This is a genomic window from Enterobacter cloacae complex sp. Mu1197, assembly GCF_040059225.1.
GTDB lineage: Bacteria > Pseudomonadota > Gammaproteobacteria > Enterobacterales > Enterobacteriaceae > Enterobacter > Enterobacter quasiroggenkampii.
Genome location: NZ_CP157375.1, coordinates 3,692,687 through 3,713,070, shown reverse-complemented (window position 1 = coordinate 3,713,070; position 20,384 = coordinate 3,692,687). Strand labels below are relative to the sequence as shown.

Sequence of the window (20,384 nt, the reverse complement as noted above, 5' to 3'; positions counted from 1 at the left end):
AGATGATGATTAACCTACAGCGGACGCAGATGTTTATCGCAGTGGCCGACACCGGCAGTTTTACGGCGGCCGCCGAGGCGATGGGGCTGACAAAAGCGGTCGTCAGCTTCAATATTCTCCAGCTTGAAGATGAGCTGGGCGTTACGCTGCTGCTGCGCTCCACCCGTCGACTGACGTTAACCGAGGCGGGCGTGCTGTTTCATCAACGCAGCGTGGCGCTTCTGAAGGACGCCGAACGGCTGCAGGATGATGTCCGCGCGAACCATGCGGGGCTCACCGGCGAACTGCGGATCACGACCACGCCGGAATATGGCTCCCGGGTCGTGGTGCCGCTGCTGGCCAGATTTAGCCACCAACACCCGGATCTTCGCGTACGACATGCTTCGTCGTCACTGCATGCTGATCTTATCTCGGAGCGCTTTGACGTGGCCATCCGGCTGGGGACGCTTGTCGATTCGCGCAACCACGCCGCACTGATTTCTCATTTTTCTATTCTCCCCGTCGCAACGCCCGAGTGGCTTGCGCGAAACCCGATCGACTCGCTTGCGCAGCTGGCGCAAGCCGACTGGATCATCCACGAACGCTTAGCCTCGCCGCTGCGCTGGCAGGTGAAAGATGCCCGCGGTGCGCCTGACGTGCTGGAGATAAAAAAGGCGCCGCGTTTGTTTGCCGACAGCGCTCAGGCGCTTATGGCTTTTGCGCTCGCAGGCGGTGGCGTGGCGTTACTGCCGGAATGGCTGGTGCGCGATGCGCTTGATGCGGGAACGCTGGTGACGGTTTTACCGGGGTATACTTTTGCGCGGCAGGGCATCTATGCGGTCTATCCTGATGCCCGGCATGTGTCAGCGAAAGTGCGCACCTTTATCGATTTTATGCGCACCAGCGTGAATTAATCGTGCATCATCTTTTTGATGAGAGCCGAGAACTGCTCCCGCTCGGCCTTGTTTAGACGGCCTAAAAAGGCCTCATCAACCTCATTGCCTACCGGCTTACAGTCTGCAAGCAGGGCCTCACCTTCTGGCGTGAGGAAGACAAAGCGACGGCGCTTATCCGCAGGGTCGTGCTCGCGTTTGACCAGCCCGCGCGCCTCCATGCGGCTCAGCATTTCCGCCAGGGTCGCTTTCGTGCTGACCGCGACTTCAGTTAATGCCACCTGTTCGATGCCTGGATGCTCGGCAATAGAGCGCATCACCGCATACTGCGGCTTGGTCAGCTCCGGTAATGCATGTTGCCACTGGGCGGTATGCTGTTGAAAAAGCTGACGTAACAGGTGGAACGCCTCTTGTCTTAGTTCCATGAACACTCCGACGGAAAAAATCTCCCTCTATGATAGCCGCTCTTGCTCTGGATTTTAACGCGGCATTTTTTAGCAATTCGTGTGATCGTATGCGAACAATCTTGTCAGGAAATCGATCCGGGAGTAGTTTACTCATAATGTTCGTGTACGAACAAATTGATTGAGGTGCTGAATGAGATTAATCGTGGGAATGACGGGAGCAACGGGTGCTCCGCTGGGCGTGGCGCTGCTGCAGGCGCTGCGGGAAATGCCGGAAGTAGAGACGCATCTGGTGATGTCGAAGTGGGCAAAAACCACCATTGAACTGGAAACCCCTTACACCGCGCAGGACGTTGCTGCGCTGGCTGACGTCGTCCACAGCCCGGCTGACCAGGCCGCTACTATCTCCTCCGGTTCGTTTCGTACCGATGGCATGATCGTCATTCCCTGCAGTATGAAAACGCTGGCCGGGATCCGCGCGGGCTATGCCGAAGGGCTGGTGGGCCGTGCGGCGGATGTGGTGCTGAAAGAGGGGCGCAAGCTGGTGTTGGTGCCCCGTGAAACGCCACTCAGCACCATTCATCTGGAGAATATGCTTGCGCTCTCCCGCATGGGCGTGGCGATGGTGCCGCCTATGCCTGCGTATTACAACCACCCGCAAACCGCCGATGACATTACCCAGCATATTGTGACCCGCGTGCTTGACCAGTTTGGACTGGAGCATAAAAAGGCGCGCCGCTGGAACGGGTTGCGGGAGGCGAAACATTTTTCACAGGAGAATAAAGATGGCATTTGATGATTTGAGAAGCTTCCTGCAGGCGCTCGATGAGCAAGGGCAACTGCTGAAAATTGAGGAAGAGGTAAACGCCGAGCCGGATCTGGCGGCGGCAGCCAACGCGACCGGCCGCATTGGTGACGGCGCGCCCGCGCTGTGGTTCGACAACATTCGCGGGTTTACCGATGCCCGCGTGGTGATGAACACCATCGGCTCCTGGCAGAACCATGCCATCTCCATGGGGCTGCCTGCGAACACGCCGGTGAAAAAGCAGATCGACGAGTTTATTCGCCGCTGGGATAAATTCCCGATTGCGCCAGAGCGCCGCGCCAATCCGGCCTGGGCGCAGAATACGGTGGACGGTGAAGACATTAACCTGTTCGATATTCTGCCGCTGTTCCGTCTGAACGACGGCGACGGGGGTTTCTATCTCGATAAAGCGTGCGTCGTCTCGCGCGATCCGCTCGACCCGGATAACTTCGGCAAGCAGAACGTCGGCATCTATCGCATGGAAGTGAAGGGCAAGCGCAAGCTCGGCCTGCAGCCGGTACCGATGCACGATATCGCTCTGCATCTGCACAAAGCCGAAGAGCGCGGCGAAGACCTGCCGATTGCCATTACCCTCGGCAACGATCCGATCATTACCCTCATGGGCGCGACGCCGCTGAAATACGACCAGTCAGAGTATGAAATGGCCGGCGCGCTGCGTGAAAGCCCATATCCGATTGCCACCGCGCCGCTGACCGGCTTCGACGTACCGTGGGGTTCTGAAGTGATCCTGGAAGGGGTGATTGAAGGCCGCAAGCGCGAAATTGAAGGTCCGTTTGGCGAGTTTACCGGGCACTACTCCGGTGGCCGTAACATGACGGTTGTGCGTATCGACAAAGTTTCTTACCGCACCAAACCGATTTTCGAATCCCTTTATCTCGGTATGCCGTGGACCGAGATTGATTATCTGATGGGGCCAGCCACCTGCGTGCCGCTCTACCAGCAGCTGAAAGCGGAGTTCCCGGAAGTGCAGGCGGTGAACGCGATGTACACCCACGGCCTGCTGGCGATTATCTCCACCAAAAAGCGTTACGGCGGTTTTGCCCGCGCGGTCGGCTTGCGCGCCATGACCACGCCGCACGGCCTGGGCTACGTGAAGATGGTGATCATGGTAGATGAGGATGTCGACCCGTTCAACCTCCCGCAGGTGATGTGGGCGCTGTCGTCGAAGGTCAACCCGGCAGGCGATCTGGTGCAGTTGCCGAACATGTCGGTGCTGGAACTCGATCCAGGATCCAGTCCGGCGGGCATTACCGACAAACTGATTATCGATGCCACCACGCCTGTCGCACCGGATACCCGGGGCCACTATAGCCAGCCGGTACAGGATCTCCCCGAAACCAAAGCCTGGGCTGAAAAACTGACCGCGATGCTGGCAGCACGCCAATAAGGAGGAAAAGATGATTTGTCCACGTTGTGCCGATGAGCATATTGAAGTGATGGCGACGTCACCGGTGAAAGGGGTCTGGACCGTTTATCAGTGCCAGCATTGTCTGTATACCTGGCGCGATACCGAACCGTTGCGTCGTACCAGCCGCGAACATTACCCGGAAGCGTTCCGCATGACGCAGAAGGATATCGATGAGGCGCCGCAGGTACCGACAATCCCGCCGCTGCTGTAAAGAAAGCCCGGTGGCGCTGCGCTTACCGGGCCTACGGTTTTTGTAGGCCGGGTAAGGCGAAGCCGCCACCCGGCAAAAAAGACCGCACGATGTTATCGCCCGGTAAGCGCAGCGCCACCGGGCAAAGATCGCAGAAAACTAAACCAGACTCTTCAAACGATAAATCCACTCCAGCGCCTGACGCGGCGTCAGTGAATCCGGATCGAGGTTTTCCAGCGCTTCCACGGCAGGCGATGTCTCTTCCGCCGGTACCAGCAGCGACATCTGCGTACCGTCAATCTGCGTCGCTGCCGCATTCGGTGACAGGCTTTCCAGTTCACGCAGTTTCTGACGCGCGCGCTTGATCACCTCTTTCGGTACCCCGGCCAGCGCCGCAACGGCCAGACCATAGCTCTTGCTTGCCGCGCCATCCTGCACCGTGTGCATGAAGGCGATGGTGTCGCCGTGCTCCAGCGCATCAAGGTGGACGTTAGCCACCCCTTCCATTTTCTCCGGCAGCTGCGTCAGCTCGAAGTAGTGGGTGGCGAACAGCGTCATGGCCTTGATTTTATTCGCGAGGCTTTCCGCACAGGCCCATGCCAGCGACAAACCGTCATAGGTTGATGTTCCGCGTCCGACTTCATCCATCAGCACCAGGCTGTGCTCCGTCGCGTTATGCAGAATGTTAGCCGTTTCAGTCATTTCGACCATGAAGGTTGAGCGACCGCTCGCCAGATCGTCCGCAGCCCCGACGCGGGTAAAGATACGGTCGATGGGGCCAATCTCCACGTTTTGCGCCGGAACGTAGCTGCCGATATAGGCAAGCAGGGCAATCAGCGCCGTCTGACGCATATAGGTACTCTTACCGCCCATGTTCGGACCGGTAATGATCAGCATTCTTCGCTGCGGCGACAGGCTCAGCGGATTGGCGATGAACGGTTCGTTCAGCACCTGCTCGACCACCGGATGACGGCCTTCGGTAATACGAATGCCCGGCTTGTCGGTAAAGGTCGGGCAGGTGTAGTTCAGCGTTTCCGCGCGCTCTGCCAGGTTCACCAGCACGTCCAGTTCCGCCAGCGCGCTGGCGCTCAGCTGCAGGTCGGCCAGGTGCGGCATCAGCATGTCGAACAGCTCTTCATAGAGCTGTTTTTCCAGCGCCAGCGCTTTCCCTTTCGAGGTGAGGACTTTGTCTTCATACTCTTTCAGCTCGGGAATGATATAGCGTTCAGCGTTTTTCAACGTCTGGCGGCGCACGTAGTGAATCGGCGCCAGGTGGCTCTGCCCGCGGCTGATTTGAATGTAGTAACCGTGAACCGCGTTGTAACCCACTTTCAGGGTGTCGAGACCAAGACGCTCGCGCTCGCGGATCTCCAGCTTATCAAGGTAGTCTGTCGCGCCGTCGGCCAGCGCTCGCCATTCGTCCAGCTCCTCGTTGTAGCCCGGAGCAATCACGCCGCCATCACGCACGAGAACCGGAGGCGCATCAATAATGGCGCGTTCAAGCAGCTCGCGGAGTTCGGTAAATTCACCCATGGTTTCGCGGAGTTTCTGTACCGGCGCGCTGTCAACGTCACTCAGCTGCGCGCGCAGTTCCGGTAACTGCTGGAAAGCATGACGCATCCGCGCGAGGTCGCGCGGTCGCGCCGTGCGCAGCGCCAGACGGGCCAGGATTCGTTCCAGATCCCCCACCTGGCGCAGGACAGGCTGCAGCTCGGTATACCGATCCTGCAGGGCGGCAATCGTCTGCTGACGGCAAACCAGCGTTGCGGTATCGCGAATCGGCATATGCAGCCAGCGTTTCAGCATACGGCTGCCCATTGGCGTGACCGTACTGTCCAGGACCGACGCAAGCGTATTTTCTACACCGCCCGCCAGGTTCTGCGTGATCTCCAGGTTACGGCGCGTGGCGGCATCCATGATGATGCTGTCCTGCTGGCGCTCCATGGTGATAGAGCGAATGTGCGGCAGGGCAGTGCGCTGGGTATCTTTCACGTACTGCAGGAGGCAACCGGCCGCGCACAGCCCGCGTGGGGCATTTTCAACGCCAAAGCCAATCAGATCGCGGGTGCCAAACTGCAGATTCAGCTGCTGGCGCGCGGTATCAATTTCGAATTCCCACAGCGGACGGCGGCGCAACCCGCGACGACCTTCAATCAGCGCCATTTCGGCGAAATCTTCGGCGTAGAGCAATTCTGCCGGGTTGGTGCGCTGCAGTTCGGCTGCCATCGTTTCACGATCGGCCGGTTCACTCAGACGAAAACGCCCGGAGCTGATGTCCAGCGTCGCGTAGCCAAACCCTTTGCCGTCCTGCCACAGCGCGGCCAGCAGGTTATCCTGGCGCTCCTGAAGCAGGGCTTCATCACTGATGGTGCCTGGCGTGACGATGCGCACGACTTTGCGTTCCACCGGACCTTTTGAGGTCGCGGGGTCGCCGATCTGTTCGCAGATGGCGACAGATTCACCCTGATTCACCAGTTTCGCCAGGTAGTTTTCTACCGCGTGGTGCGGAATGCCTGCCATCGGGATGGGCTCACCTGCCGATGCGCCACGTTTGGTCAGCGAGATGTCGAGCAGCTGCGATGCACGCTTAGCATCGTCATAAAACAGCTCGTAAAAATCGCCCATACGGTAAAACAGCAGGATTTCCGGATGCTGTGCCTTCAGCTTCAGATACTGCTGCATCATCGGCGTATGTGCGTCGAAATTGTCGAGTGTGCTCATGGAGTTATGATGTCCATTTCTTTGAATATAAACCGTTTTGAGCGGCTCAGTGGCCGTTTGTTCCTTCTATTGTCGCATGAAAAAAAGGTACGGCGCAGAAAAATGTCGTCGCTTTACGAGGCATCTTCCGACATTAACTCAATGACTATTTTTCCATGCTCAACGCCCACGCGAACCCGGGAGTGGGTGGTAAACCCTGCCTGTTCAAGCCAGTCTCCTTTTAAGCTCAGCGCCGCATGCACGCTGTAGCGCTTCGGTATCTTGGTATTGCGGTCTTCATGGCGCTTTCTGAAATATCCCACTGTTAAATGGCGATAGGGTTTGTTGATAGCAAGTTCTTGCATAGGGTCTCCCGACAACACAGATAAAAGTCATTACTGATGCCTGTATAAAATACCAGTGATTGTCGGGCGGTGCAGGGCTAAAACTGGAATCAGGCTTCAGAAAACCGCATGCAAAAACTGAAATTCTGCATTGAAAGGTGTATTATTTTTGCACGTTATTGTTCGGTAAGTCGCTATGTCCGGTAAACGAATTTCACGCGAAAAAGAGACCATCGCGAAAATGATCGCGCTGTATCAGAAGCAGTGTCCGCAGGCCTCTGCGGAAGAGGGGCACTATCAGGCGCTAAATGCCTATGCCGATAAGCGCCTGGATAAATGCGTTTTCGGGGAGGAAAAGCCCGCCTGTAAACAGTGTCCGGTCCACTGCTACCAGCCTGCCAAACGCGAAGAGATGAAGCAAATTATGCGCTGGGCAGGCCCGCGAATGCTCTGGCGTCACCCCATTCTGACCGTCCGTCATCTGATGGATGAGCGTCGTCCCGTACCGGAACTGCCGGAAAAGTATCGTCCGAAAAAGTGACCGGTTCAGCTTCTGAGCGGGCGGCAAATCACGTTCATGGCCAGCGCGCTGCAGAGCGGGAAGAGGGCCAGCAGCAGCCAGGGGAGCATCGCCTGCGTGGAGGGCACCAGGGCGCGATCCAACAGACTGCCAAACAGCAAATTCCCCGTCAGGACCGCGACTCCGCCAGCGGTGGCGAGTGCGCCATAGTGCGCCCCCAGCGTGGACTCTTCGGCAAACCTTGGGATCAGATCCTTTGCCGAGGGTACCAGCAGCATCTGCCCCAGCGTCAACAGCGTCACGAAACAGACCGACGGCAGCAGGCGCAGCCAGCCCTCTGGCGGTGCCGTCGACGCAAACATTGCCACACTTGCAAAGGCGGCGGAGAGCAGCAAAAAGCCCACCGGCAGGATCCTCACCGCGCCCACGCGCCGGGCGAAACGCGCCAGCGGCAGCTGTAACGCCACGATCAGGACAGAGGCCAGCATAAAAAGCGGGCCGAGATCTTTCTCGTTTCCGCCGGAACGCTGGATCTCTACCGGCAGCGCCAGATAGAGCTGGTTATAGCTCAAAAGCCACGAGCTATAGGCAATAATAAAGGCGACAAAGCGGGGCTGGCGGAACGTCGTCCACCAGGGAACGAGCTTCAGCGTCCGCGAGGCGTGGCGTGACGCGGGCAGGCAAAAGTAGAGCACCACCAGCGCAACGATAAAGACCCCTGCGCCCGCCAGCGCCACCTGGCGAAAGCCCAGGCTGGTGAGCAGGGCGCCGGCAACCGGGCCCAGTACCGCACCGAGTTCCCCGCAGACCGCAAAGAGCGCGAACCACTCCGCCCGGCTTCGTTTACCTTTCGCCTCGCTGTGCGTGCCCGCTTTCGCCAGCAATGCTTCAATCGACGGAGAAAACAGCGCGCCGCCCACGCCTGTCAGACACGCGCCCAGAATAATCGGCCACAGCGATTCTCCGAACGCCAGCAGCAGATACCCCGCAACGCGAACAATACAGCCGCTCAGGATAACGACTTTCGCGCCAAACCTGTCCGAGAGCGCACCGCCGACGATAAACATCCCCTGCTGAGAGAAGGTGCGCAGGCCGAGGATCAGCCCGATCAGCCCGCCGGAGAGCAGCATGTCGTCGCGCAGGAATATCGCCAGGAAGGGAACAACGGCGTAAAAGCCGATGTTAAAAACAAACTGGCTACCCAGTAAGACGGGCGGCCAGAGCGTGGTGGCAGGGCGAAGGGGCATCGTTGTTCACTCGCCCCTAAACGATAAAGTGAATGTGCTTTTTGCCATGGAACGGTGAGATCTCAATTTTGGTTTTGACCCGGAAGACGTCCCAGAGCAGCGACTCGGACAGGATGTCCTGCGGTGTTCCCGTCGCCACAATGTGCCCTTTCTGCATCACAATCAGCGAGTCGCAGAACATCGAGGCGTGGTTGAGATCGTGGATGGCGACAATGCTGGTGACCGGTAATTCGCTGATCAACTGCATCAGCTGTATCTGATGATGAATGTCCAGGTGGTTGGTCGGTTCATCCAGCAGGATTTCCGTCGGGGTCTGGGCCAGCGCGCGGGCAATGTGGACGCGCTGTCGCTCGCCGCCGGAGAGGCTCAGCCAGCCCTGGTCGCTTTTATCCAGCATATCCACACGCTGCAGAGCGGCGGTGACGGTCTCGTCATCGTGCGTGCTCCAGTTGGAAAAGGCGGAGTGGTGCGGAATACGTCCAAGTTTCACCACGTCGCGCACGCGCATATTGGCGTCAGTCATGCCGTGCTGTTCCACGAAGGCGACCCGGCGGGCAAGCTGTTTTTTGGCGATGCGGGTAATGTCCTGTCCGTCCAGGGTGACGCAGCCAGCATCCGGGCGACGCAGCCCCGCGAGGATACGTAAAAGAGACGATTTACCGCAGCCGTTAGGGCCAAGCAGTCCTACCGTTTCGCCCCGTGACACCTTCAGCGAGACGTCATTAACGATGACTTTTTTGCCGACCTTCCAGGTAATATTTTCCGCGCAGATGCTCATCACTTATTCCTTGAACGGTAGATAATCACGGCAAAGAAGGGGACGCCAACCAGCGCGGTGACCACGCCGACGGGCAGGCTTTGCGGTGCAATCAGCATGCGTGAGGCAATGTCTGCCAGCACCATCAGGATCGCGCCAGCCAGCGCGCTGGCAATCAGCAGCGTGCGGTGCAGCGGCCCGAACAGGAAACGCATCACGTGCGGCACCACCAGCCCGACAAAGCCGATTGACCCCGCCATGCTGACGATAGTTGCGGTAATCAGCGCGGTGGTGGTAAAGAGCGCCAGGCGCACCCAGGGAACGGCAATGCCCAGCGACGCGGCGGCGTCGTCACCGAACGTAAAGGCATCCAGCGCCCGGGAATAGTAGAGGCAAATGGCTAACCCAATCAGCACCACGACCAGTGCCAGCTGGAATTCAGGCCAGCGTACGCCGCTGAAGCTACCCAGCAGCCAGAACATCACGTCGCGCGCCTGCTGGGCGCTGGCGGAGGTGCTGATGGTGTAGGCGGTAATGGCGTTGAAAAGCTGCGAGGCGGCGACGCCTGCCAGAATAGTACGTTCATTCCCGCCGCGCGCGCCGTTCGTCAGAAACGCGACAAACGCAAACGCGGCGAATGCCCCGGCGAAGGCACCGGCAGAAAGGGAGACCGCACCGGTGCCGATCCCCAATACGACAACAGAAACCGCCCCGGTCGACGCGCCCGCGGACACGCCGAGCACGTAGGGTTCCGCCAGCGCGTTCTTCAGCAAGCTCTGCAATACGGCACCGCAGATGGCCAGCCCCGCGCCGCAGCAGGCCGCCACCAGCGCGCGGCTCAGGCGAAAGTCCCAGATGACGCTTTCATAGATGCGAGTGAGCGGAACCTCGGTGAGCCCCATTTTATTGCTGATGGCGTAAAACACGTTATCCAGCGGGATGGACAGCTCGCCGACGCTGACGCTCAGGGCGATCACCAGAAATAGCAGTACCAGGGCGAGCAAAGCCGAGGTCGTCAGAACCAGGCTCTGCCGGGCCTGAAGAACGGCGATTGTCATCAGTTCAGCCCCAGCTTTCTGAGCTGTTCGCCTACCTGCTCAGCCCCGTAAATCGTGCGAATCGTCGGGTTCATGGCCTGGCCGTCCATCACCACGATGTGGCCTTTTTTCACCGCGTCCAGCTGGCTGACGGCCGGATCGCTCTTCAGGAATTTGATTTTTTCTTCCGCGTTATCCAGCGCCCAGCGGTTGCGGTCCAGGCTGGAGACCACAATCACATCCGGATTGGCGGCAATAATGCTCTCCCAGCCCACGGTTGGCCATTCGGTCTCGGAGGTGATGGCGTTATGCCCGCCCATCAGGCTCGCAATAAACCCGGAGGGGCTATTTTTACCGCCTACGTAGGCGTCCGCAGAGGGGGATGAGCTGGAGAACCAAAAGACAAACGAGAGGTCTTTTTTGTTCTTGCCGAATTCCTTACGCAGGTCGGCCTCACGTTTTTTGAAATCGGCAATCACGGCCTGACCGCGGTCTTCAACGTTAAAGATTTTGGCGAAATCCTCAATCTCCTGATAGAGATACGTCATATCCCACAGTTTCTGGCGGCTGCCGTACATATCGCCCGTGGCTTTTTTGGTCGCGCACATGCCCGGGGACACGTAGCTGTTCACGCCCAGGGTCATCAGATCGTCGCGTTTTGCGACCTTGCTTTCCGGTCCCAGCAACAGCGGCGTTTGGGCGGGTACAAAGTCGGGATTTTGCGCAAGCACGGATTCAAGGGTAGGGATTTCAACCGTCAGGGTTTTGATTTTTGCGTTCTGTTCCGCGAGCTGCGGCAACACTTTCGTCGGCCAGAAGGCGCTGGCCTTCACCTTATCTTCCAGCCCCAGCAGGAGCAAGATTTCGACGGTATTCTGACCCAGGGCCACGACGCGTTCCGGCGCTTTGGTGAATGTCTCTTTATAGCCACAGTTTTCAATGGTCAGAGGATATGTGGTTGCCAGAGCAGAACTGACCGACGCAACCGCCAGGCCTAACGCGCAGATGACCTTCTTCATGAAACGCTACCCTTGATTAATATTATTATTGATGCAAATGAAACTCATTATTAAGGCGGAATTTTATACAGAGGAAACGATTTTGTGTCAATGAGGGACAATTGCGCAGGGTAACGAAAGGCGGTGTCAGAGCAACACCGCCGGATTGAGGGGCTTAAACCAGGCTCTCTTTATCGATCCCGAGACGTTTCATGCGCGACAGCAGGGTAGTGCGTTTTAACCCTAAACGCTGGGCGGCACCTTTTGGCCCGGCGACCACGCCGTTGGTCTCTTTGAGTACGCGCATAATGAGCTGATATTCATCTTCTCCCTCTTTCGCTGTCTCGGCGGCGGGCACGCTCACGTCAGGCAGCGTCACTTCAGGCAGGGAGAGCTGCAGGACATTCCCGCGCGTCAGCAGTACCGCACGCTCGATGACGTTTTCCAGCTCGCGCACGTTGCCGGGCCATTCCATCGATGAAAGGGTACGTAACGTCTCGGCAGGAATGCTGTCGATATTTCGCCCCATCCTGCGCGCGATCTTGGCGGTAAACGCTTTGACCAGCAGGGGAATATCTTCCGGGCGCTCGCGCAGCGGCGGCAGGAAGATCGGGAAGACGTTCAGGCGATAGTAGAGATCGCTGCGAAACTCGCGGTCGGCGACCATCTTTTTCAGGTCGCGGTTGGTCGCGGCAATCAGCCGCACGTCAGTCTGGATAAGCTTGTTGCTGCCAAGACGTTCAAACTCCTGCTCCTGCAGGACGCGCAGCAGTTTCGGCTGTAGCTCAAGCGGCATATCGCCCACTTCGTCGAGGAACAGCGAGCTTTTGTCCGCCAGCTCAAACCGGCCCAGCCGCTGGCTGCTTGCCCCGGTAAAGGCGCCCCGTTCGTGGCCGAACAGGTCGCTTTCCAGCAGCCCTGCGGGCATCGCCGCGCAGTTCATCTTCACCATCCGACGGCTGTTGCGGTTGCTCAGGTTGTGGATGGCGCGAGCAATCAGCTCTTTACCCGTACCGGTTTCGCCCAGAATCAGTACCGTGCTGTCGCTTTGCGCCACCATCTCAACCTGCTTGAGCACGTTGTACATGGCGTCGCTACGTCCGATGATTTCACCAAACTCGCTGTCCACGTTGTTGAGCTGTTCGGTCAGGGCCAGGTTCTCATCCACCAGCCGCTCCTTCAGACGATGAATTTCCTGATAGGCGAGGGCGTTATCCAGGGCGATGGAAATACGCTCGGCGATCTGTCGCAGCAGCTTCAGGTTGGCGGTGGTAAAGACGCCTTCCTCGCACTGCGCCAGCTTAAGCACGCCCAGCATGGTGTTGCCGGACATCAGCGGCAACAGGCACAGGGTCTGAATTTTATTGCCCCAGGTGTTAAACAGCATCCGCTCGTACGGTGCCACCGGATCCTGTTCGTTGAGGTTGATCAGGAGGATCTCTTTGCTTTTGAAGACCCGCTCCGAAAGGGTCCCCGCTTCATCCACTTCACTCTGCTCGTGTGCCGGGTTGGCTTCATCGAGATAATGCGTGGAGTAGATATTCAGCTTGCCCTTGCGATGGCCGCGAAGCGCGATGCTGATGGCATCGATTTTGAAATAGTGATGGATCTCTTTCGACACTTCGCTGACCAGCTCGTCCATATCGAGCCGTGACAGTACGGCGTTGGTGATGGCGACCAGAATGCGGAAGTTGTCGCGTTCGCGGCTCAGCAGGTCGTAATCCACATTATTGGTCACGCGGCTTTGGATCTGCTCCGCAACGACGGCCACAATCTGGGTAAAGGTGTGCAGGCGTTCGTATTCCGCCTCGCTCCAGGGCTGGTCGGTCGTGCGGATAAACTCGCAGCCGCCAAAAATCTGACCCTCTGCTGCCAGCGGCAGCATGCAGTAATGCCCGAACGGCTGATAGAGGTTACTCTCCGCGAGCCGCGGCCACGCCTGCCGGAACTCCTCAAAGTTACAGTGCAGCACTTCAGGTCGGGAGAGAATGCGGCGCACCGGGCCATGCGCGAGATACGTTTCGTCTTCGTATTCAAACGTTTTGCCATTGTCACGCGTTGAGTAGTAGCTCGCGCGGTGCGTTCCGCTATGCCACAGTACAATCGCGGCGCTGTCGGCCAGCGCCGACTGCCTGACCAGCCGCGTCAGGGCATCGCTCAGCGCGCCGAGATCGGGCTGCTGTAAAAGTGTGCGCGTAATGTCAAACAGGCCCTGCTGTCCAAGATCGCTCATCGGTGTATACGGCATAGTGCTTTCCAGTAAAAACGAGCAAAAAATCCATGCTGGCCGCTTGTGGCGCGGCCTAGCAAATACGGGGTAAGGGTTCAGCGTGCGGCAGATCCAGCGTGCGCTTCACGCCATAAAGTCCGGTCAGGCGCACCCCTTTGCGCTCAACCACTTCACCAATCATCGCCGCCTCTTTTCCTGACGGATGAGCCTGCAGCTGTTCAAGAACGGCTTGTGCTGCGGCCCGTTCAACGCCAATCACCAGCTTACCTTCATTTGCAAAGTTGAGCGGGTCCAGCCCCAGCAGTTCGCAAAGCCCACGAACGGCGGGCTTAACGGGCAGGCTGCGCTCGGTGAGTTCAATCCCGCATCCGCAGCTTGCCGCAAACTCATGGACCACGGCGTTGACACCGCCTCGCGTGGCATCCCGCAGGGCCTTCACGCCGGGAATACCGCGCAGCGTCTGAATCAGCGGGGTGAGTACCGCGCAGTCGCTGCGCAGTTCGCCGTCCAGCCCCAGACCTTCGCGCAGGTTCAGGATGGTCGCCCCGTGGCAGCCCAGCGTGCCGGTCACGATCAGCACGTCGCCCGCGCTGAGGCGCTGCGCACCCCAGTGAATATCGGCGGGGATCGCGCCCATGCCGGCGGTGTTGATAAACAGCTTGTCGGCCGCGCCGCGCTGCACCACTTTGGTGTCGCCGGTGACGATCGCTATCCCCGCCTCGCGCGCGGTCTGCGCCATGCTGTTGACCACGGCCGTGAGCGTCTCCATCGGTAATCCCTCTTCAAGGATAAACCCGCAGGAGAGGTAGCGCGGGATGGCGCCGCTGACGGCGACGTCGTTCGCCGTGCCGCAGACGGCGAGCTTGCCGATATCGCCGCCCGGGAAGAACAGCGGATCAATGACGTAGCTGTCGGTGGAGAAGGCCAGCCTGTCGCCCTGGGCGGTGAGGGTGGCGAGGTCAATGCGCGCCTGGTCTTCCTGTTCGGCGAGCCAGGGGTTGTTAAAGGCCTCCATAAACAGCCGGTTAATCAGCTGCTGCATCGCCTGTCCGCCGCTGCCGTGCGCCATTTCAACCGTATTCATGCTTCACTCTCCTGGTTGCGATACTGATACCATGCGGCACACGCCCCTTCGGAGGAGACCATCAGCGCGCCAAACGCCGTTTGCGGGTTACAGGTATTGCCAAATAACGGACACTGATGCGGTTTGCATTTGCCGGTGAGCACCTCGCCACAGCGTGCCCGGGGATCGTCGCAAACCTGCTGCGGCTGCGGGCGGAAATGCGCTTCGGCATCGAACGCGCGATAGGCTGGCGTCAGGCGCACGCCGGATTCAGCAATCAGCCCCAGGCCGCGCCATTCGCTGTCGCCCTCAACGCTAAACACGTCGGCTATCGCCTGCTGCGCTCGTTCATTTCCCGCATCCGGCACCACGCGGCGGTACTGATTTTCCACGGTACTCAGGGCCGCTATTTTCTGCTCAACCAGCATGGTGACACCTTGCAGTAGATCAAGTGGTTCGAAACCAGCCACCACTAACGGACGATTGTACTGTTCAGCGATAAAACCGTAGGCGTCTGTGCCAATCACCATGCTGACGTGGCCCGGTGCCAGAAAGGCGTCAATGCCGTTGCCTGGCTCTTCCAGCAGGCTGCGCAGGGTGGGGATGAGCGTAATGTGCTGGCAGAAGAAGAAAAAGTTATCGACACCGCGTGCTTTCGCCTGCTGCAGCGTGATGGCGGTGGCGGGCATGGTGGTTTCAAACCCCAGGCCCAAAAACACCACCTTGCGCGCGGGGTTATCCGCTGCCAGCGTCAGGGCATCCATAGGCGAATAGACAATCCGGATGTCTGCGCCGCGCGCTTTCGCCTGCAGCAGCGAACCATTTTTCCCCGGCACGCGCATCGCGTCGCCAAAGGTGCAGAAAATGACGTCGGGCTGGCTGGCAATTTCAATACAGCTGTCGATGCGCCCCATCGGCAGCACGCAGACCGGGCAGCCCGGGCCGTGGATAAACTCAATGTTCTCCGGCAGCAGCTGGTCAAGGCCAAATTTGAAAATCGCGTGCGTGTGCCCGCCGCACACCTCCATGATCCGCAGCGGCCTTTCTTTCGTGTAGTCCAGCCGCGCTGCGCGCGTTTTCAGGTGGCCGATAAGCTGCAGCACCTGCTCCGGCGCGCGGTATTCATCAACGTAACGCATGATTACCGCTCCTCGCCGTACAGCAGCGCGCCCACGTCAGGCTCCACGTCGAACATATTTTGCAGGGCGTCGAGCGTGTCGCGGGCTTCCGCTTCGTTAATCACGCTCATGGCAAACCCCACGTGGACCAGCACCCACTGTCCGAGACGCGAAGCGCCCGTTTCATCGGTGCTGCCCACCAGCGTCAGGTCGACGTCGCGCAGGATGCCGCAAACCTCGACTTTGGCCTGATTACCGTCGATGGCGTGAATTTGTCCCGGTACGCCTATGCACATCGTTCGCTCTCCAGCCAGTGTAGCCAGCCGTCCATGCCGTCGCCGCGCGTGGCGGAGACCAGCAGGATCTCAATCTCCGGGTTCACCTCGCGGGCATACGCCAGGCACTTATCCACGTCGAAATTCAGGTACGGCAGCAGGTCGACTTTGTTCAGCAGCATGACGGACGCGGCGGCAAACATGTGCGGGTACTTCAGCGGCTTGTCTTCGCCTTCGGTCACTGAAAGCACCGCCACCTTGTGTCGTTCGCCGAGGTCGAAGCTCGCCGGGCAGACGAGGTTGCCAACGTTTTCAATAAACAGGATGCCGTTATCTGCCAGCAGCAGGCGCGGGGCGGCGTCGGCAATCATCTGCGCATCCAGGTGGCAGCCTTTACCGGTGTTGACCTGAATCGCCGGGGTGCCGGTTTCGCGAATGCGCGCCGCGTCGTTAACGGTTTGCTGGTCGCCTTCGATCACCGCGCAGGAGACGCGCCCGTTCAGGCGCTTGAGCGTTTCGGTCAGCAGCGTGGTTTTACCGGAACCGGGGCTGGAGACCAGGTTCAGCACCAGCTGTTTGCGGGTGGCAAAGCGGGCGCGGTTGCGGGCGGCGAGCTGGTTATTTTTGTCCAGCACGTTGATTTCCACCTCGAGCATCTGGCGCTGGCTCATGCCCGGCGCGTGGGTGCCTGCTTCGCCGTGGCCGTAATGCAGGTCGCCCGCATCGGAGCGTTGCGGCGCAAAGGTAATGCCGGTCAGGGCTGCCGCAGGGCGTGGGGCGGGTGAAAAGGGCGCGGAGCGAAACGCGGAGTGGGGGCGGTGTTCATCCCCTTCTATATACAGGTTGCCTTCGGCGCAACCGCAGGTACTACACATACTTTACTCCTTCTCGATTTCGAGGCGTTGGATCTGCATGCCGTCATCCGCCACGATGCGCAGACCGCCGCTCTGACACTGCGGGCAGCGCTGTACCTTCGATGACAGCAGGGTGACGTACTGCTGACACTGCTCGCACCAGCACTCCGCCTGCTGTTCTTCAATATGCAGTTCGCAGCCTTCCGCCAGCGTGCCGCGGCAGACCAGCTCAAAACAGAAGGTCAGGGCGCTGGTCTCGACGCAGGAAAACGCTCCGACCTTCAGCCAGACGCCGGTGACGCGCTTCGCGTGGTTTTGCACTGCCTGCTGTTCGATAAGTTCCAGAGCCCGCTGGCAGAGGGTGATTTCGTGCATGACGCCTCCTCAATGAATTGCCCCGGTAATGCAATAACAGTGCCAGCTTGATTTTTGTTAAGGCGTGACGATGTCAACGCTGTCGAAATGACACGTCGACACCGCGGTGATGACAGCGGTTTTTCAGTTTAATCCCTTTAAAATCAGCAAAATAAAAACTGGCATGGAATCTGCTTAACAGCCGCTATCTCCATTAAACGGATACCTTCTATGACTATTTGGGAAATCAGCGAAAAAGCAGATTACATCGCGCAGCGTCATCAACAGTTACAGGACCAGTGGCACCTTTACTGCAATTCGCTGGTTCAGGGCATTACCTTGTCGAAAGCGCGTCTTCACCACGCGATGAGCTGCGCGGCGCAGGGGGATATGCGCTTTGTCCTCTTCGGCCATTTCACCATCAACGTGACCCTGGCGGATAACTTCAACAGCCACACCATTGAGTACTACCTCGAGACAAAAGACGGCGAAAAACAGTGTATTGCGAAGGCGCAGCTGATGGCCGACGGCATGGTGGACGGCCACGTCAGCAACCGCGATCGCCAGCAGGTGCTGGAGCACTATCTGGAAAAAATCGCGCCGGTTTATAACGGCCTGTACGCCGCCGTTGAGCACGATCTTCCGGTCAACCTGAAGCAGCTGATGGATGGAAATGCCTCAGCGAACGTGGCCTGACCCATGCGTGTCGAGAAGTGTCGACAAGACAGCTTTTCGACAAAAATGACTATCACCAGAGGATAACCCGGTGAACCGTTTTGTAATTGCTGACTCGACGGTCTGCATTGGCTGTCGAACCTGTGAGGCGGCGTGTTCGGAAACGCATCGCCTGCATGGGCTGCAGTCCATGCCGCGCCTGCACGTCATGCGTAATGAAAAAGAGTCTGCCCCGCAGCTCTGCCATCACTGTGAAGATGCCCCGTGCGCGGGCGTCTGTCCTGTAAATGCCATCACCCGCGTGGATGGCGCAGTCCAGCTGAACGAAAGCCTGTGCGTAAGCTGCAAGCTGTGCGGCATTGCCTGTCCGTTCGGCGCGATTGAATTTTCCGGCAGCCGCCCGCTGCATATTCCGGCCAATGCCAACTCGCCTAAAGCCCCGCCCGCGCCGCCGGCGCCTGCACGCGTCAGCACACTGCTGGACTGGGTGCCCGGCATCCGTGCCGTGGCGGTGAAGTGCGACCTGTGCAGCTTCGATGAACAGGGCCCGGCCTGCGTACGGACCTGTCCGACGAAAGCGCTGATTCTGGTTAACATTCGCGATATCGCCCGTACCAGCAAGCGCAAGCGCGAGCTGACCATCAACAGTGATTTTGGCGACCTTTCTCTGCTACAGGCGCTTAACGAGGGGGCGAAATGAACGCGGCCATAATGATTACCGGCGCGGTAGCCTGTTTTATTGCCGCAGCTATTCTGGCGCCGATCTTCTCCTTCCATAAAACCCTGAGCGGCGGGGTTGCCGGGATCGGCGGGGCGGCAGGTAGCCTGTTGACGCTGGCGGCAGGCGGCATTGTTCTGCTCGGCGGACAATCCGTTGACACCCTCATACCGCTGGTTCGCCACACCGTTGAGATTACGCCGCTGAACGCCCTCTGGCTGGTGACGTTTGGCCTGTGCGGGCTGTTTATCAGCCTGTTCAATATCGAGTGGCATCGCCACCCGCACGCTAAAGCCAACGGCCTGCTGGTGAACCTGCTGATGGCGACGGCGGTCTGTACCGTTACCGCCAGCAACCTCGGCGCGCTGGTGGTGATGGCGGAAATCATGGCGCTGTGCGGCGTGTTCCTGACGGGCTGTAGCGCCTCCGGGAAATTGTGGTTTGCGCTGGGGCGCCTCGGGACGCTGCTGCTGGCGCTGGCCTGCTGGCAGGTGTGGCAGCGCTTCGGCACGCTGGACTTCGCTGCGCTTAACGGGCATCCGCTGGGGAATGACGTCTGGCTGCTGGGTGTGCTCGGCTTTGGCCTGCTCGCCGGAATCATCCCGCTGCACGGCTGGGTGCCGCAGGCGCATGCGAATGCCTCCGCGCCCGCCGCCGCGCTGTTTTCGGTGGTGGTGATGAAGGTCGGTCTGTTTGGGATCCTGGCGATTACGCTGACCGGCGGACAACCGCCGCTGTGGTGGGGCGTGATGCTGTTGATTGCGGGCATGATCACCGCCTTCGTCGGCGGCCTCTACGCGCTGATGGAGCACAATATCCAGCGTCTTCTGGCGTACCACACGCTGGAGAATATCGGCATTATTCTGCTCGGCATTGGCGCGGGCGTGACCGGGCTGGCGCTGAATCAACCGGCGCTGATTGCGGCCGGTTTTATCGGCGGTCTTTATCACCTGATCAACCACAGCCTGTTTAAAAGCACCCTGTTCCTTGGAGCGGGCAGCGTCTGGTTCCGCACCGGCCATCGGGATATCGAAAAGCTGGGCGGGATTGGCAAAAAGATGCCGGTGATTTCACTGGCGATGCTGGTCGGGCTGATGGCGATGGCCGCGCTGCCGCCGCTGAACGGCTTTGCCGGGGAGTGGGTGATCTATCAGTCCTTCTTCGCCCTCGGTCAGAGCGAGGCGTTTATCGCCCGTCTGCTGGGGCCGCTGCTGGCGGTCGGTCTGGCGATTACCGGGGCGCTGGCGGTGATGTGCATGGCGAAAGTTTATGGCGTGACCTTCCTCGGCGCACCGCGTACGCGTGAGGCTGAGAACGCCTGCTGCGCACCGCTACTGATGGGCGTAAGCGTGGTCGCGCTGGCGCTGTGCTGCATCGCGGGCGGCGTCGCCGCACCGTGGTTGCTGCCGCTGCTGGGCAATGCCATTCCGTTGCCGCTGACCGCGGCGAACACCACCGTTTCCCAGCCCATGATCGCGCTGCTGCTGATCGGCGCACCGCTGCTGCCGCTGGTGCTGATGCTGTTCTTCAAACGCGACCGGCTCACCTCCCGCTCGCGCGGTGCAGCATGGGCCTGCGGCTACGAACACGAACAGTCGATGGTCATCACCGCCCACGGTTTCGCTATGCCGGTGAAAGAGAACTTTGCCGCCGTGCTGAAGCTGCGCCACTGGCTGAACCCGGTGCGCTGGGTACCCGGCTGGCAGAGCGCTGCCGTACCCGCGCTGTTCCGCCGTCTGGCGATTATCGAGCTGGCGGTGCTGGTGATCGTTGTGATTTCACGAGGAGCCTGAC

Annotated in this window: 21 protein-coding genes; 8 read left to right on the top strand and 13 right to left on the bottom strand. The window is 59.3% G+C overall.

The window, feature by feature from the left end; genetic code table 11:
* Positions 1-5 precede the first annotated feature (5 nt).
* A complete protein-coding gene (locus ABFV38_RS17395; RefSeq protein ID WP_348959430.1) occupies positions 6-893 on the top strand; it encodes a LysR family transcriptional regulator in 888 nt (295 codons plus the stop codon).
* Here the strand turns inward: ABFV38_RS17395 and ABFV38_RS17390 are convergent.
* Positions 890-1,297, bottom strand: coding sequence for a MarR family transcriptional regulator (locus ABFV38_RS17390; protein ID WP_023294441.1), 408 nt, complete (start codon positions 1,295-1,297; stop codon positions 890-892). The two genes, ABFV38_RS17395 and ABFV38_RS17390, sit on opposite strands and share 4 nt — an antisense overlap.
* Before the next feature lie 172 nt (positions 1,298-1,469).
* Between ABFV38_RS17390 and ABFV38_RS17385 the strand changes: the two genes are divergently transcribed.
* The 3 genes from ABFV38_RS17385 to ABFV38_RS17375 are packed head-to-tail and all read left to right on the top strand — an operon-like array spanning position 1,470 to position 3,721.
* Positions 1,470-2,072 carry a non-oxidative hydroxyarylic acid decarboxylases subunit B gene (locus tag ABFV38_RS17385; RefSeq protein WP_008499595.1) on the top strand — a complete coding sequence of 201 codons (603 nt, stop codon included), beginning with the start codon at positions 1,470-1,472 and terminating at the stop codon, positions 2,070-2,072.
* Positions 2,062-3,489, top strand: coding sequence for a non-oxidative hydroxyarylic acid decarboxylases subunit C (locus tag ABFV38_RS17380; RefSeq protein ID WP_008499594.1), 1,428 nt, complete (start codon positions 2,062-2,064; stop codon positions 3,487-3,489). The genes ABFV38_RS17385 and ABFV38_RS17380 overlap by 11 nt, the downstream gene beginning before the upstream one ends.
* A gap of 10 nt (positions 3,490-3,499) precedes the next feature.
* Positions 3,500-3,721 carry a non-oxidative hydroxyarylic acid decarboxylases subunit D gene (locus ABFV38_RS17375; RefSeq protein WP_003862116.1) on the top strand — a complete coding sequence of 74 codons (222 nt, stop codon included), beginning with the start codon at positions 3,500-3,502 and terminating at the stop codon, positions 3,719-3,721.
* Between the two features lie 138 nt (positions 3,722-3,859).
* On the opposite strand, the gene mutS is transcribed toward ABFV38_RS17375, so the two are convergent.
* Both mutS and ABFV38_RS17365 read right to left on the bottom strand, forming a co-directional pair.
* A complete protein-coding gene (gene mutS, locus ABFV38_RS17370) occupies positions 3,860-6,421 on the bottom strand; it encodes a DNA mismatch repair protein MutS (protein ID WP_023616757.1) in 2,562 nt (853 codons plus the stop codon).
* A gap of 113 nt (positions 6,422-6,534) precedes the next feature.
* Complete coding sequence (locus tag ABFV38_RS17365) at positions 6,535-6,765, bottom strand: SymE family type I addiction module toxin (RefSeq protein WP_045908493.1); 231 nt, start codon at positions 6,763-6,765, stop codon at positions 6,535-6,537.
* A gap of 175 nt (positions 6,766-6,940) precedes the next feature.
* Here ABFV38_RS17365 and ABFV38_RS17360 point away from each other — a divergent pair, with 175 nt between their 5' ends.
* Positions 6,941-7,285, top strand: a complete 345-nt coding sequence (locus tag ABFV38_RS17360) for a nitrous oxide-stimulated promoter family protein (RefSeq protein WP_348957650.1) — start codon at positions 6,941-6,943, stop codon at positions 7,283-7,285.
* A gap of 5 nt (positions 7,286-7,290) precedes the next feature.
* Here the strand turns inward: ABFV38_RS17360 and ABFV38_RS17355 are convergent, their stop codons facing one another.
* The 10 genes from ABFV38_RS17355 to hypA form a co-directional block, all read right to left on the bottom strand.
* On the bottom strand, positions 7,291-8,511 hold the full coding sequence (locus ABFV38_RS17355; RefSeq protein ID WP_348957649.1) for an MFS transporter: 1,221 nt from the start codon (positions 8,509-8,511) through the stop codon (positions 7,291-7,293).
* 16 nt (positions 8,512-8,527) lie between these two features.
* The gene (locus ABFV38_RS17350; RefSeq protein ID WP_235400428.1) at positions 8,528-9,289 is read right to left on the bottom strand and encodes an ABC transporter ATP-binding protein; all 762 of its coding nucleotides are present in this window, start codon (positions 9,287-9,289) and stop codon (positions 8,528-8,530) included.
* Complete coding sequence (locus ABFV38_RS17345) at positions 9,289-10,326, bottom strand: iron chelate uptake ABC transporter family permease subunit (RefSeq protein ID WP_045908496.1); 1,038 nt, start codon at positions 10,324-10,326, stop codon at positions 9,289-9,291. The genes ABFV38_RS17350 and ABFV38_RS17345 overlap by 1 nt, the downstream gene beginning before the upstream one ends.
* Positions 10,326-11,324: an ABC transporter substrate-binding protein gene (locus ABFV38_RS17340; protein WP_048029226.1), complete on the bottom strand. Its 999-nt coding sequence runs from the start codon at positions 11,322-11,324 to the stop codon at positions 10,326-10,328. The genes ABFV38_RS17345 and ABFV38_RS17340 overlap by 1 nt, the downstream gene beginning before the upstream one ends.
* 154 nt (positions 11,325-11,478) lie before the next feature.
* Positions 11,479-13,551 (bottom strand): formate hydrogenlyase transcriptional activator FlhA, encoded by a 2,073-nt coding sequence (gene flhA, locus ABFV38_RS17335; protein ID WP_048224598.1) that lies wholly within the window; start codon positions 13,549-13,551, stop codon positions 11,479-11,481.
* A gap of 55 nt (positions 13,552-13,606) precedes the next feature.
* Complete coding sequence (hypE, locus tag ABFV38_RS17330) at positions 13,607-14,617, bottom strand: hydrogenase expression/formation protein HypE (protein WP_111967754.1); 1,011 nt, start codon at positions 14,615-14,617, stop codon at positions 13,607-13,609.
* Positions 14,614-15,735 carry a hydrogenase formation protein HypD gene (gene hypD / locus ABFV38_RS17325; protein WP_348957648.1) on the bottom strand — a complete coding sequence of 374 codons (1,122 nt, stop codon included), beginning with the start codon at positions 15,733-15,735 and terminating at the stop codon, positions 14,614-14,616. The genes hypE and hypD overlap by 4 nt, the downstream gene beginning before the upstream one ends.
* A gap of 2 nt (positions 15,736-15,737) precedes the next feature.
* The gene (locus ABFV38_RS17320) at positions 15,738-16,010 is read right to left on the bottom strand and encodes a HypC/HybG/HupF family hydrogenase formation chaperone (protein WP_063622353.1); all 273 of its coding nucleotides are present in this window, start codon (positions 16,008-16,010) and stop codon (positions 15,738-15,740) included.
* Positions 16,001-16,864 (bottom strand): hydrogenase nickel incorporation protein HypB, encoded by an 864-nt coding sequence (hypB, locus tag ABFV38_RS17315; RefSeq protein WP_348957647.1) that lies wholly within the window; start codon positions 16,862-16,864, stop codon positions 16,001-16,003. The genes ABFV38_RS17320 and hypB overlap by 10 nt, the downstream gene beginning before the upstream one ends.
* Before the next feature lie 3 nt (positions 16,865-16,867).
* Positions 16,868-17,218: a hydrogenase maturation nickel metallochaperone HypA gene (hypA, locus tag ABFV38_RS17310; RefSeq protein WP_039265546.1), complete on the bottom strand. Its 351-nt coding sequence runs from the start codon at positions 17,216-17,218 to the stop codon at positions 16,868-16,870.
* A gap of 210 nt (positions 17,219-17,428) precedes the next feature.
* Between hypA and hycA the strand changes: the two genes are divergently transcribed.
* The 3 genes from hycA (at position 17,429) to hycC (ending at position 20,383) form a co-directional block, all read left to right on the top strand.
* A complete protein-coding gene (gene hycA, locus ABFV38_RS17305; protein WP_032653166.1) occupies positions 17,429-17,893 on the top strand; it encodes a formate hydrogenlyase regulator HycA in 465 nt (154 codons plus the stop codon).
* 70 nt (positions 17,894-17,963) lie between these two features.
* Positions 17,964-18,572 carry a 4Fe-4S dicluster domain-containing protein gene (locus ABFV38_RS17300; protein ID WP_023308971.1) on the top strand — a complete coding sequence of 203 codons (609 nt, stop codon included), beginning with the start codon at positions 17,964-17,966 and terminating at the stop codon, positions 18,570-18,572.
* The gene (gene hycC / locus ABFV38_RS17295) at positions 18,569-20,383 is read left to right on the top strand and encodes a formate hydrogenlyase subunit 3 (protein WP_348957646.1); all 1,815 of its coding nucleotides are present in this window, start codon (positions 18,569-18,571) and stop codon (positions 20,381-20,383) included. Before ABFV38_RS17300 ends, hycC begins: the two co-directional genes overlap by 4 nt.
* Position 20,384: the final 1 nt, after the last annotated feature.